This is a genomic window from Fodinicola feengrottensis, from assembly GCF_039530045.1.
Classification (GTDB): domain Bacteria; phylum Actinomycetota; class Actinomycetes; order Mycobacteriales; family HKI-0501; genus Fodinicola; species Fodinicola feengrottensis.
This window is the reverse complement of the sequence record NZ_BAAANY010000038.1, coordinates 37,453-48,899: the sequence shown is the minus strand read 5'-3', so window position 1 is coordinate 48,899 and position 11,447 is coordinate 37,453. Positions and strand designations below refer to the sequence as shown.

The following is an 11,447-nucleotide window of genomic DNA, read 5'->3' as shown; positions in this document are numbered from 1 at the left end:
AGCAAGCCAGCGGTCAGCCGACTGCGCCTTCCATCTGCAGCTCGATCAGCCGGTTGAGCTCCAGCGCGTATTCCATCGGCAGCTCGCGGGCGATCGGCTCGACGAAACCGCGGACGATCATCGCCATCGCCTCGTCCTCGTTCATGCCGCGGGACATCAGGTAGAAAAGCTGGTCCTCGCTGACCTTGGAAACGGTCGCCTCGTGGCCCATCGACACGTCGTCTTCGCGAATGTCGTTGTACGGGTAAGTGTCTGAGCGGCTGATCGCATCGACCAGAAGCGCGTCACATTTGACCGTGCTCTTGGACTGCGAAGCGCCTTCCAGCACCTGGATCAGCCCGCGGTACGACGTACGCCCGCCGCCACGCGCCACCGATTTCGAGACGATCGTGGAAGAAGTGTGCGGCGCCGCGTGCACCATCTTGGCACCGGCATCCTGATGCTGGCCCTCGCCTGCAAAAGCGACCGACAGAACCTCACCCTTGGCGTGCTCGCCGACCATGTAGACGGACGGGTATTTCATCGTCACCTTGGAACCGATGTTGCCGTCGATCCATTCCATGGTCGCACCCTCGTGCGCCACGGCCCGCTTGGTGACCAGGTTGTAAACGTTGTTAGACCAGTTCTGGATGGTCGTGTAACGGCAGCGCGCACCCTTTTTCACGACGATCTCAACCACCGCGGAGTGCAGCGAGTCGGACTTGTAGATCGGCGCGGTGCAACCCTCGACGTAGTGGATGTAGGCATCCTCGTCGACGATGATCAGGGTCCGCTCGAACTGGCCCATGTTTTCGGTGTTGATCCGGAAATACGCCTGCAGCGGGATGTCGACGTGCACACCCTTGGGCACGTAGATGAACGAGCCGCCGGACCACACCGCGGTGTTCAGCGCGGAGAACTTGTTGTCACCGCTGGGAATCACCGAGCCGAAATACTCCTCGAACAGCTCTGGGTGCTCGCGCAGGCCGCTGTCGGTGTCGAGGAAAATGACGCCCATCGCCTCAAGATCCTCACGAATCTTGTGGTAGACGACCTCGGACTCGTACTGCGCGGCGACACCCGAGACCAGCCGCTGCTTCTCCGCCTCCGGGATGCCCAGCCGGTCGTACGTGTTCTTGATGTCGTCCGGCAGCTCGTCCCAGGTGGTCGCCTGCTTTTCGGTCGAGCGTACGAAATATTTGATGTTGTCGAAGTCGATGCCGGTCAGCGACGCGCCCCAGTGCGGCATCGGCTTGCGCTCGAACAGCTTCAGCGCCTTGAGCCGGCGCTTGAGCATCCACTCGGGCTCGCTCTTCTTGGCCGAGATGTCACGTACGACATCCTCGTTCAGGCCGCGTCGGGCGACGGACCCCGCCGTGTCGCTGTCGGCCCAACCGTAGCCATAACGGCTGAGCGCCTCGATGTGCTCGTCCTGGCTGATCGGCCTAACTTCGGGCGTGGTGGTCATGCGTGCGTCCTCCCGGAACGGGTGGTTGTTGGTGCGATTTCGATATTCTTGGGCTGGGACGGGATGTGCGTGGTGCAGACCCCGTCACCGTGTGCGATGGTGGCCAGCCGCTGCACGTGGCTGCCGATCAGCCGGCTGATGACGGCGGTCTCGGCCTCGCACAGCTGCGGGAACTCGGCGGCGACATGAGCCACCGGGCAGTGGTGCTGGCAGATCATCCCGCCGGACGCGATCATCGAGGCCGTCGCAGCGTAACCCTCCGCGGTCAACGCGCTGGCCAGGGCCTCCGTACGAGCGGCCGGATCGTCGCCGGCGGCGTCCACCACCTCGCGGCAGCGGCGCTCCAGCCCAGCCACCCGCTCGGCGGCGAGCGCCTGGATGGCCTCGGAGCCCGCATACGTCGACAGATGCCGCAGCGCGACGGCGGCAAGGTCGTCGTACGCGTGCGGGAACGGCGCCCGGCCGGTCTCGGTGAGTTCGAACAGCTGGGCCGGCCGGCCGCGACCGCGCTGGCCCACCATCGGCTTCTCCGAGCGGCGGATCCGGTCCTCGGCCAGCAGCGTCTCCAAGTGCCGGCGGATCGCCGCCGGAACCACGCTGAGCTGCTGCGCGAGCTGGGCGGCGGTCTGCGGGCCGTGCTCCAACAGCAATTGCACGACCCGGTCGCGAGTCCGCTGTTCGGCCATCCCGCCCGCGACCAGTTCGTCGAGGACCTTACTGTTGACAGCAGTCGTCGCGGGCACGCTCAGGCGCCCCGACTCGTCGCTGTCGTTTTTCACAACACCTATGTTACGTAATTCGCTCGATGTGAGCCAACCCTAAGAAGGCCCGGTCGTACGGTGGCACGCATCACTCCTTGCCCAGGAGGCTCCCGATGCCGGTCACGCATCTAGTTCTACAGCGCGTAGAGTAAAGCTGTGCGAGCCGACGAACCCGCGGTAGTGCTGCAGGACTTGTTCGTGCGTTATGGGCCAGTCACGGCGGTGGACGGTCTCTCCTTTACGGTCCGAAGCGGCTCCGTGCATGCCCTGCTGGGGCCCAACGGAGCAGGCAAAACGTCCACGATCGAGGTCTGCGAGGGCTACCGGCGGGCCAGCGGTGGCTCGGCCCGCGTCCTCGGCCTGGACCCGGTCGGCGAACACGACCAGCTGATGCCCCGGATCGGCGTGATGCTGCAGGCCGGCGGGGTCTACCCGGGCGCCCGGGCAGCAGAGATGTTGCGCTTGATCGCCGCGTACGCGGCGCGTCCACTGGACACCGCGATGCTCACCGAGCGGCTCGGCCTGGCGAAGGTCGCGAACACTCCGTACCGGCGGCTGTCTGGCGGCGAGAAGCAGCGCCTCAGCCTCGCGATGGCTGTCGTCGGCCGCCCTGACCTGGTGTTCCTCGACGAGCCGACGGCCGGCATGGACCCGCAGGCCCGGCACGCGACCTGGGACCTCGTCGACGAACTGCGTAAGGACGGCGTCACGGTCGTCCTCACGACCCACCTGATGGACGAGGCCGAGCGGCTGGCGGACCGGGTGACGATCATCGACAGCGGCAAGGTCCTCGCCGACGACACGCCTGGCCACCTGACCAGCAGCTGCGAGCGGTTGTCCTTCACCGCCCGAGCGCACCTCCCGCTGGCTCCCCTGCAGGCTGTCTTACCGGAAGGCCTGGCCGCTCTGGAGCCGCGCCCTGGCGAGTACGTCGTGTCCGGCGACCTGACGCCGCAGGTGCTGGCCGCTGTCACCGCCTGGGGCGCCGGGAATGACGTTCTGCTGGGCGACCTTCGCACAGCCAAACGTACGCTCGAAGACGTTTTCCTTGAGCTCACCGGACGGGAGCTGCGGACGTGAGCACTTTCGCGCCGGCGCCGGGACGCGCGCCGATGTCCCGAATTTTGCTGGCCCAGTCGGCGATGGAGCTCAAGCTCACGCTCCGCCGCGGCGAGTCTCTGTTGCTGACACTGGTCATTCCGATTCTGGTGCTGCTTGGCATCGGGCTGACATCTGTCGTACGCCTGCCGACCGCCGATCGCATGGGCTTTGTGGTGCCCGGTGTGATGGGCCTCGCGGTGATGTCGACCGCTTTTACCGGCCAGGCGATCGCCACTGGTTTTGAGCGTTCTTATGGCGTACTCAAACGGCTCGGCGCCTCCGCATTGCCGCGCTGGGGCCTGATGGTCGCCAAAACCGTGGGAGTCATCGCCGTCATTGTTTTGCAAGTCGCCGTACTGGCCGTCGTCGGTTTGTTGGCCGGCTGGCATCCATCAGCTGCCGGAATTTTGCCGGCGCTCGGGCTCGCTGTCGTGGGTACGGCCGCGTTTTCCGGACTTGGCCTGTGGATGGCCGGCACCCTCCGCGCCGAGGCAACTCTCGCCGCCGCCAACCTCGTCTATTTGTTGATGCTGGCCGTCGGCGGCGTCGTGACCGCCGTACCGTCTTTCGCGGCTGGCATTCTTGGACTGCTCCCCCTGGACGCGCTGACTACCGGGATGCGGGCGGCTTTGACCGGTGGCACGGTGCCATTGCAGTCGTGGCTAGTGTTGCTTTTTTGGGCCGTGGTCTCGATCTCCGCCGCCGCCCGTTTTTTCAAGTGGGAATGAGAGGGCCGGTACTGAGCTGGGCTGATGCACCCGCCTGACGTCAGTTCGTCTCCAGCATAGCCGCCCGCGAGCCACGGTGGGAGGCGTACGTTCGGCTCATTCAGCGGCGGTCCGAGAGGCTCTACGCTCCGCTGGCATGAACTGGTGGGACAGCTTCGTCGCAGTACTCGACAAGACGCCGCCGATCGTCGGGACCCTGACGGGCGTGGTGCTCAACGGGCTGATCGCGACCTGCGTCGCGTTGTATGTCTCGAAGAGGGGGCAGGAGCACGCCGAGGAGCTGGCCCGCAAGCAGGCTGCCCTCGCTGCCGCAGAGTCCGTCCATGAGTCGCTGGCCGGTCTGCTCGACTACCTGGCCAACACGGTCGAGAGCGACCCGATCGATGCGGGAGCCCCGGCGACCATCGGGTCGATGCTCGACGAATTCGAGCGCGTCCAGTTCCTCAAGCTCCCAGCGATCGCCGACCAGAACCTCGTCAATCGCGTACGGGCCACGACGAAGGCATGTCAGGCGGCCATACCCGTCATCAAGCGGTCGACCCCTGCTGCCAAGAGGACGAGGGTCGAGACCGTACAGCGGGTCATGCTGAGGCTCGGCAGCTCGATCTACGACTGGCGCCAGGACGGCACCTGCGAGGCGGCGGACGTAGACCTGATCGCGACGGAGATCTCGGCGGCCATCAGCCCGAATCAGGAGGTGAGCTGACCCGTGGACTGGAGCGTCGTCATCCCGCCGCTTATAGGGGCAGGAGCCGGTGCGCTCCTCAATGGACTCATTTCCACCGGCGTCGCGCTCTACGTTTCCCGCAAAGGACGCCAGCACGCCGAGCGGCTGGCCGAGACCGGCCGTGGGCACACCGAGCTACTGGCTCGCAAACAGGCAGCACTCGCGGCGGCTGAGGCGATCGGCCAGGCACTGGCAGCTCTAGACGTGTCTCTGCGGTCGTGGCTCAACTGGAGCCGTGGCCGGTCCTTAGAAACTGAGCCAGACACCACGCAAGCATGGACTCACCTGAGGGAGATCGTCATGATCAAGCCGCCCGCGATCGACGAGCCGATCCTGATCCATCACGTCATAGCGGGCTACGACCAAGCAGCTGCCGCGTTCGATAAAGCGTGGGGCACGCCTCAGATCGATACAGTCGTGGACGAGATCATGAAGCTACTGGCCAAGCTTGGCGGCGAGCTAGCCGACTACCGCCGCTCGGGCAGCGTCCCGGAGCTGGGCGACCCCCACGACATCAGCTACCTCCAGATGATCGCGTCCAACGTCCCGCCCGCGAACCAAGAGAGCTAGGCGGCTGACGCCTGCAGCGCGGCCAGCTCCTCCTCCAGCTCCCGCTTGGTCTCGGGGTCGCGGGCCATCAGGATCCCCCTCAGGAGGGCCAGGTCCCGAGACTGGGTGACTGGTGACTCGGTGGCTGGCGCCGCCTCTGAGGCCGTCGTGGGCAGCACCAGGTCTAAGTCCTCGACCGAGACGACCGGAGTCGGGACTGGAGCGTCCTGGTGGCTCTCAGCGGCCTCTCGCCGCTCCTGGGCGCGCTCCGACCGGTACCTGATGATGAAGGTGGCGTACGCCTTAGGGCTGCCGTGGGCATTGAGCCTCGGCAGGACCTCTCGGTCATGGGCGTCAACCAGCTCCCAGGCCACGTCCAGGTATGTACGGCCCCTCCCCGGCGCCTCAAGCTCCTTGGCGATGACCGACCAGATCCCCAGTTGGTCTCGCTCGGAGATCTTCTTTCCGCGCTCGTCCAGGCCCTGGACGTAGTGGGCCAGGACGGCGTTTGCTGCCAGGACGGGGTTGTCGTACGGGTCCAGGTGCTCCAGCTCCCCTCGCCAGTCGATCTTTTGATCCCGACCAGGAGTGGTGGGGGCCACCGGGGAGTCCTGGCCGACCCGGTCGGGGTCGTCGCTGGCGGTTGCTCGCGTCGCAAGCGAGCGACAGTCTTCCTCGACAGTCTTCTCACAGTCTTCGGGATTGGTTTTCGCTTTTAACGCCCCATTCGCCGACGCCCGGTCCGCCGACGCCCCGTTAACCGACGCCCCATTTTCGGTCGTCGGTGCGACCTGGGGAAACACCTGCTGGGCCGGTATAGCTGCAGGTGCGGCCGACGACCGGATCTCGGGCGTCGGTTCCAGATCATCATTTGATGATTCATCCTCCAGCTGCAGCGGAGGCCAGTGCCACTCACGGCTGGAGGTCCACTGCCCACCCCGCCCGGCCGTTCGGATCTTCCTTGTGTAGCCAAACTGCTCCAGCTGCGCGACCGCTTTCCGTACGGCGTTGCGGCCCTCCGTGCGGTGCCGGGCGATCTGGTCGGCCGACCACGTCCAGGTTGCCGGATGCGACAACACAAAAGCCATGACGGCGATGCTGAGTCCCGAGATCCGGCTGTCGCGCAGCAGTTCATTGGGGATCTTGGCCCAGCCGGACTCCGGCGGCGCGAAATGGACGCTGATCTTTTGATCTCCGACTGGGATCTTGATCTCCGCTGAGGATGGTGCGGAAGCGGGCGCGCTGGGTACACTTATCGAAGACATCCGGTGGTCCTTCGCTAGGGAATGGCCTACTGGTGAGCGGCTTAGGGCGTGGTGGCCCGGGCCGCTCAGTCATTTTTTTAGTCTTTTCTGAGGTCGACTCTACGCCGCAGCCATTGCCCGAGCTATAGATCGAGCGCGAGTTTCCCTTGCACCACAGCATCCGATTGGTACCATACATATGGTACCAATGGAACCTAACTAGAAGCAGATCAAAAGATTTGAGCCCAGGACGCAGAAAAGCCCGGCCCCGGATGAGGGGGATCCGGGCCGGGCTTTTTCTTTTAGCGGCTTCGCGTCGCGGCGTGCGCCTCAATGTACGATTGCAGCGCGAGCCGTACCACATCGCTCACGCTGCGCTGCTGCTCGCTCGCGACGCGCATTAACGCGGCTTTCGTCGCCTCGTCCAGCAGTACGGACTGTTTTGACATAAATCTTTGCGGCCCTCTTGTCACAACCCCTCCACGTCTCCAAGTTTCCTTGGTGTCTAACAACTTTAGCTGAGAATCCGGCCTAGATGCTCTTGACGCAGCCGGATCTTTGCAGTCTACTTGAAATCAGGTGATTGGATCACCGGGTCGGACCGCCAGCTGACCTTCTGTAGCGATTAGCACGGAGGAAGTTATGGCGGCGCGGGACCAAAGAATATCGCCGGCACCCACCATGCGCGACGCGGTGCGGCTTTGGGGATTTTGCGATCGCTCGGGCGGTGACGACGCCCATTGGCGCTGGCTGGGGGCTCGCACCTCGACCGGCTATGGAATCACGCAGATCGGCGGAATCAACACGTCAGCGCATCGGGCCATTTTCCGAGCGTTCGTCGGAGAACTTTCTAATGACGACGATGTCGATCATCGGTTCAATTGCGGCCCGATTGGCTGCGTCAACCCGCGCCACCTGCGCCCCTTGTCCCGGCGAGAAAATGTGATGCGCGGCAACGGCGCGTGCGCCATTCGAGGTCGCTCAGCTACCTGCCCGAGCGGCCATTTCTACGACGGCGAGATGGCCGTCGGCACCGACGGCATCTGGCGGCGGCGGTGTGTGCGGTGCGTGGAAGACCGCCGCTCGCGCCGGCACGGCCCGCGTCCAGAGTTCGCCGCTGGCCTCATCGGTGACCTCCACGAGCTGACCGGCGGGAGGGCCCGGCGGGTATAAGCCGCCTAGCCGGGGGCGTCGGCTCGTGCCGCGCCCGCCCGGAGGAGACCACCGGCCGGCGCCCCATTCCAAGCGAAAATTGCAGACATTTGCCCACCTGAAGGGACCCTGATGGACGACGAGGTCCAGGCGGCCAGCGACACGCTCCGCCGCCACCGCGCTGGCGAGGAAATGCCAGCGACCGAGCTAAAAGCAGCGCTCCAGGTCATGGAAGCGTGGTGGCGCCGGGAGGTCACGCGGATGACCCGCAAAGAAAGGGAAGTATGAACAACAACCTTGAGAGTTTGTATAAGGATGCCGCAGCACTCGATGAGCTGTACTTTTGGCTTGCTGATGAGAGTTTCGGCCTAGACTGGGTGCCTGACGAGCGGCCGATATGGCTGGATATGTACCGTCTGGCGCAGGCGTACGCGCACAGCGCCGAGGGGACGCTGGCCGAGGACTGGGTTGCCGTCATCCAGCTCGAGACTGGCTGGGAGATCGGCAACGCCTATCTGGAGGATGACCCAGGCGACCAGGACGATCTCCGCGTCGCCCCGCTAGCGGCGCGAGACCACCGAGACGACGAGGCGCACGCGAGCGAGACCCGCGACATCTCGCCGCGGGTCTCGTGATGACGGTCGCGCAGCTCAGGACGCACTCTCGCGCGAGACGACGAGCGAGACGGTGTCGCGACGAGACCACCGAGACACCGAGACACCGAGACGAGACCGGCGACGAGAGCGAGAGCGGAGGCCGCCTCTCGGACGAGTTCGCGCGTCTCGGTGTCTCGGTGTCTCGGTGTCTCGGTGTCTCGGTGTCTCGGTGTCTCGGTGTCTCGGTGTCTCGGTGTCTCGGTGTCTCGGTGTCTCGGTGCGGTCTCGCGAGAACGAGACCGCACCGAGAACGAGCGAGACATCGAAACGCCGGCCGCGAACAGCCGCCCCAGTAAAGGAGCTATAAAATTGATTCTCGCCATGCTCGGCGCAGTCCTCGGGATCCTCGCTGCCGTCTCGCTGGACGGCGTCGCCACCTACGTACGTACGCGGAGTGTCCGATGAAGGCCGGCGCGGGCCGACCGACTGCCAAAGCCGGTGGCAGGTTCAAGGGGGCCGGCCTGCTCGGCACGATCCCCGTCGCGATTGTTGTTTGGGTCGCCGCCACCCACCCGGACTCGATCGCCGGCCAGCTGCTGATCGGCATCGCCAACGTCGTACTTAGCTTCGTCCACTGACCAAAACAAACCCGCCAGCAGGGCCTCGTCCGATATGGACGGGGCCTTGTCGTCACCGAGGGTAAGTACACGGCCGAGTACACGCCCCGAGTACACGCCCTCAAGATCACCCCAACGCCCAGCCGCGCGCCCGCGCGCGCGAGGCTACATGACGCTCTGTGTATATGCCAGGGCGGCGCAGACTATGGCGCTGGCGCTGCGCGGGTGGGAGCATCCCAGATTCATAGGATCGGCTCGGGAGGTCCCGATGGTCGCGAAAAGGTATGAGGTCGAGCTGAAGAGCGCCGGCAGCGGCTCGCGTCTGGGCGTGCTGGAGACAAACATCGACCCTCAGGACGGGGCCGCCGTCAGGTCGCTCCTCGAGGAGATGGTCCTGGAGGCCAAGGGCACGCTCAACCTGGACCTCAGCCGTTTCATCATGAGAGTGCATACCTCGTCATGGGGCCGGTTCGTCGACGTGCGGGTCAGCAGCAGCGGCGAGACGACGATCGACGGCAAGGTCGCCCCCGGCTCCCGAACCTCAGGGATGCGGCGCTGGTAGACCGGTGGCAAACTACCTGGTCGGCTACAGCGCGACACGGCGGCTAGAGAGCAACGCGGTCGGCGGCGGCCGTCTTTACCGACGAGACTCGCCTAAGACGCCTGCTGGGTTCGCCCACCGCGTCGTAGAGGGCGAGACCGCCGCCATCTGCGGGGCAGCCATCGTGCTCGTCACAGGGCCGTGGCCTCCCGGGTTCGCGCGATCATGCCGGAAGTGCGCTCAGATCGCGGCGTCCTTGTAGGTCAGACGGCCACACCCAGCCGGGTGGCGAGGCTCCTGGCGTCCTTCTCGATGACACGGCCGCCAGAGGTCACCAGCTCGCCGGCCAAGCCCCGGGCCAGCGGGTGGCAGCGCATCGCCTCCAGGGACACATCGGCCGCCTTGGCGAGCAGGTTGAGCGCGCCCATCTTGTCCTTGCGGAGCTGGTAGGAGCGGGCCATCTCCAGCCACAGCCGGGCGCGGCGCTCGTTAGACGGGACAGAGTCCGGGTCCACCCGCTCGGCCTCGCTCAACGCGCGGCCGCCCTTGCGGAGGTCGGCGTTCACCGACACGGCGGTCACGTCAGTGTTGGCCTGCCCGAACACCGTCCACGAGTGGTGGTAGCCGGCCGGCAGTGATCGGGCCGCCTCGCCGCCGAGGTCGAGGTACCGCAGAGCGTCGCCCTCGCGACCCATCCGGGCGGAGGTGATGGAGTTATGCAGCTGGAGGGCGCCCCACATCGCGCGGGACTCCTGGCGTGAGTCCAGCTCCGGCTCGATCAGCTCGGCTGCCTGGTCCACCAGGTGGACGGACTCCTCCTCGCGACCGGCGGACCGCTGGACGTTGCCCAGGACCCAGGCCGCACCAGCCAGGGCCAGCGGGTCGTCCGCCTGCTGGGCAGCGTGGATACCTCGGTCAGCGACCAGCCAGAGCAAGGCGGGCTCCGCGACCCAGGCCAGGATCTGCTCGCACAGCCCGTAGACCTCGCTCAGGGCGCGGTAGGCCTTCCGGCGGTCGTTTCCCTCCAGGACGCGCACGGCACGTTGACACTCCCGTATGAGCCCGGGAAGAGGCATCCCCACGTCACTGCGGGGAGCGACAGAGACGTGCCACTGACGCCAGGCTGCGGAGGCTCGGCGCTGCAGGTCGTCGGCGTCGGGCCAGGGCTCGGAGGCGACCGTCAGCATGGTCTCCTCGATGGCCTCCCGGATGGCCGGGACGGCCTCATGAGAGGCCCGCTGAGCCAGGCCCATTGGAATGTTCGAGGTACCGGTCAGGAGCGACAGATCGTCGACCTGCAGTGCCTCGGCGAGGTTCACCAACATGGCGAACCGGGGGGTCTGTAGGCGGCCCTTCTCGATCTTTTTGAGCCACTCTTCAGAGCGCCCGACGAGACCGGCGACAACGGCCCTGGTCTTGCCTTTACGCTCTCGTACGGTCTGGATGCGCTGGCCCACTGTGAGGCCTTCTAGGTCGTCCATTGCTGCTGCCCCTCTGGCTAGGCGCGCTGCGACATCTCACAAGCGTACGCGACAGTAGCGGCCCGGTGATCTAAACGATCTTGGGCAAGGGGGGCAAAACCGTACCCCCTCCTGGCCGGGATCTTTATGGACCGGCCGGTGACCCGAGGCGCCCATACGGTCACTGCCCATGCAGCGCCACTACCTGGGAGGCCCGTTGTCCCCTCGCGGCGTCCGGAACGCGTTCCTCGACAGTCACAAGCACCGGGACGCTAACGAATCCGAACGCGCTTTGTCCGGCTGGTACGCGAACCTCACCCGGGAAGCCAAGGCCCGGCACGAGATCCAATGGCTGAGCGCGACGGGCATCGCGTACACGCCACACGAGATGGATACGGCCCGTGTCCAGCGTCTGCTACAGGACCTGATGAACGGCCTTCGGTCAATATGACCGGCCAACACGAGCAGCCTGGCTCAGAGCCGTCCCGGGAGGTGCCTTCGGGTGAGGTCCGTGCCGACTACCT

The 11,447-nt window shown here is 65.7% G+C and carries 14 protein-coding genes; 10 read left to right on the top strand and 4 right to left on the bottom strand.

The window, feature by feature from the left end; all coding sequences use genetic code 11:
• Nucleotides 1–13: 13 nt before the first annotated feature.
• Together sufB and ABD301_RS35835 are read right to left on the bottom strand one after the other, a co-directional pair.
• A complete protein-coding gene (gene sufB, locus ABD301_RS35840) occupies nucleotides 14–1,447 on the bottom strand; it encodes a Fe-S cluster assembly protein SufB (RefSeq protein WP_344314599.1) in 1,434 nt (477 codons plus the stop codon).
• The gene (locus ABD301_RS35835) at nucleotides 1,444–2,226 is read right to left on the bottom strand and encodes a helix-turn-helix transcriptional regulator (RefSeq protein WP_344314597.1); all 783 of its coding nucleotides are present in this window, start codon (nucleotides 2,224–2,226) and stop codon (nucleotides 1,444–1,446) included. The genes sufB and ABD301_RS35835 overlap by 4 nt, the downstream gene beginning before the upstream one ends.
• A 138-nt stretch (nucleotides 2,227–2,364) precedes the next feature.
• Between ABD301_RS35835 and ABD301_RS35830 the strand changes: the two genes are divergently transcribed.
• The 4 genes from ABD301_RS35830 (at nucleotide 2,365) to ABD301_RS35815 (ending at nucleotide 5,334) form a co-directional block, all read left to right on the top strand.
• Nucleotides 2,365–3,288, top strand: coding sequence for an ABC transporter ATP-binding protein (locus tag ABD301_RS35830; RefSeq protein WP_344314596.1), 924 nt, complete (start codon nucleotides 2,365–2,367; stop codon nucleotides 3,286–3,288).
• Entirely contained in the window at nucleotides 3,285–4,037 is a 753-nt protein-coding gene (locus ABD301_RS35825; protein WP_344314595.1) for an ABC transporter permease, read from the top strand. The genes ABD301_RS35830 and ABD301_RS35825 overlap by 4 nt, the downstream gene beginning before the upstream one ends.
• Before the next feature lie 136 nt (nucleotides 4,038–4,173).
• Complete coding sequence (locus ABD301_RS35820; RefSeq protein ID WP_163567094.1) at nucleotides 4,174–4,743, top strand: hypothetical protein; 570 nt, start codon at nucleotides 4,174–4,176, stop codon at nucleotides 4,741–4,743.
• A gap of 3 nt (nucleotides 4,744–4,746) precedes the next feature.
• On the top strand, nucleotides 4,747–5,334 hold the full coding sequence (locus ABD301_RS35815) for a hypothetical protein (protein WP_163567095.1): 588 nt from the start codon (nucleotides 4,747–4,749) through the stop codon (nucleotides 5,332–5,334).
• On the opposite strand, the gene ABD301_RS35810 is transcribed toward ABD301_RS35815, so the two are convergent.
• On the bottom strand, nucleotides 5,331–6,578 hold the full coding sequence (locus tag ABD301_RS35810; protein WP_344314594.1) for a hypothetical protein: 1,248 nt from the start codon (nucleotides 6,576–6,578) through the stop codon (nucleotides 5,331–5,333). The genes ABD301_RS35815 and ABD301_RS35810 overlap by 4 nt on opposite strands.
• 621 nt (nucleotides 6,579–7,199) lie before the next feature.
• Here ABD301_RS35810 and ABD301_RS35805 point away from each other — a divergent pair.
• The 5 genes from ABD301_RS35805 to ABD301_RS35785 all read left to right on the top strand — a co-directional run bounded on the left by ABD301_RS35805 (nucleotide 7,200) and on the right by ABD301_RS35785 (nucleotide 9,484).
• Nucleotides 7,200–7,730, top strand: a complete 531-nt coding sequence (locus ABD301_RS35805) for an HNH endonuclease family protein (RefSeq protein WP_279579327.1) — start codon at nucleotides 7,200–7,202, stop codon at nucleotides 7,728–7,730.
• Nucleotides 7,731–7,841: 111 nt separating this feature from the next.
• Nucleotides 7,842–7,997, top strand: coding sequence for a hypothetical protein (locus ABD301_RS35800; protein ID WP_344314593.1), 156 nt, complete (start codon nucleotides 7,842–7,844; stop codon nucleotides 7,995–7,997).
• Complete coding sequence (locus tag ABD301_RS35795) at nucleotides 7,994–8,344, top strand: hypothetical protein (RefSeq protein WP_163567099.1); 351 nt, start codon at nucleotides 7,994–7,996, stop codon at nucleotides 8,342–8,344. The genes ABD301_RS35800 and ABD301_RS35795 overlap by 4 nt, the downstream gene beginning before the upstream one ends.
• A gap of 422 nt (nucleotides 8,345–8,766) precedes the next feature.
• Nucleotides 8,767–8,943: a hypothetical protein gene (locus ABD301_RS35790; protein ID WP_163567100.1), complete on the top strand. Its 177-nt coding sequence runs from the start codon at nucleotides 8,767–8,769 to the stop codon at nucleotides 8,941–8,943.
• A gap of 247 nt (nucleotides 8,944–9,190) precedes the next feature.
• Nucleotides 9,191–9,484 (top strand): hypothetical protein, encoded by a 294-nt coding sequence (locus tag ABD301_RS35785; protein ID WP_163567101.1) that lies wholly within the window; start codon nucleotides 9,191–9,193, stop codon nucleotides 9,482–9,484.
• 242 nt (nucleotides 9,485–9,726) lie between these two features.
• On the opposite strand, the gene ABD301_RS35780 is transcribed toward ABD301_RS35785, so the two are convergent.
• Complete coding sequence (locus tag ABD301_RS35780) at nucleotides 9,727–10,944, bottom strand: helix-turn-helix domain-containing protein (RefSeq protein ID WP_344314592.1); 1,218 nt, start codon at nucleotides 10,942–10,944, stop codon at nucleotides 9,727–9,729.
• A gap of 169 nt (nucleotides 10,945–11,113) precedes the next feature.
• Between ABD301_RS35780 and ABD301_RS35775 the strand changes: the two genes are divergently transcribed.
• The gene (locus ABD301_RS35775) at nucleotides 11,114–11,374 is read left to right on the top strand and encodes a hypothetical protein (protein WP_344314591.1); all 261 of its coding nucleotides are present in this window, start codon (nucleotides 11,114–11,116) and stop codon (nucleotides 11,372–11,374) included.
• The last annotated feature ends 73 nt before the right edge of the window (nucleotides 11,375–11,447 follow it).

Bases quoted from the DNA above. Each gene is read 5' to 3' on its own strand.
- sufB (WP_344314599.1), bottom strand. From the start codon at position 1,447: ATGACCACCACGCCCGAAGTTAGGCCGATCAGCCAGGACGAGCACATC.
- ABD301_RS35820 (WP_163567094.1), top strand. From the start codon at position 4,174: ATGAACTGGTGGGACAGCTTCGTCGCAGTACTCGACAAGACGCCGCCG.
- ABD301_RS35810 (WP_344314594.1), bottom strand. From the start codon at position 6,578: ATGTCTTCGATAAGTGTACCCAGCGCGCCCGCTTCCGCACCATCCTCA.
- ABD301_RS35805 (WP_279579327.1), top strand. From the start codon at position 7,200: ATGGCGGCGCGGGACCAAAGAATATCGCCGGCACCCACCATGCGCGAC.
- ABD301_RS35800 (WP_344314593.1), top strand. From the start codon at position 7,842: ATGGACGACGAGGTCCAGGCGGCCAGCGACACGCTCCGCCGCCACCGC.
- ABD301_RS35795 (WP_163567099.1), top strand. From the start codon at position 7,994: ATGAACAACAACCTTGAGAGTTTGTATAAGGATGCCGCAGCACTCGAT.
- ABD301_RS35790 (WP_163567100.1), top strand. From the start codon at position 8,767: ATGAAGGCCGGCGCGGGCCGACCGACTGCCAAAGCCGGTGGCAGGTTC.
- ABD301_RS35785 (WP_163567101.1), top strand. From the start codon at position 9,191: ATGGTCGCGAAAAGGTATGAGGTCGAGCTGAAGAGCGCCGGCAGCGGC.
- ABD301_RS35780 (WP_344314592.1), bottom strand. From the start codon at position 10,944: ATGGACGACCTAGAAGGCCTCACAGTGGGCCAGCGCATCCAGACCGTA.
- ABD301_RS35775 (WP_344314591.1), top strand. From the start codon at position 11,114: ATGCAGCGCCACTACCTGGGAGGCCCGTTGTCCCCTCGCGGCGTCCGG.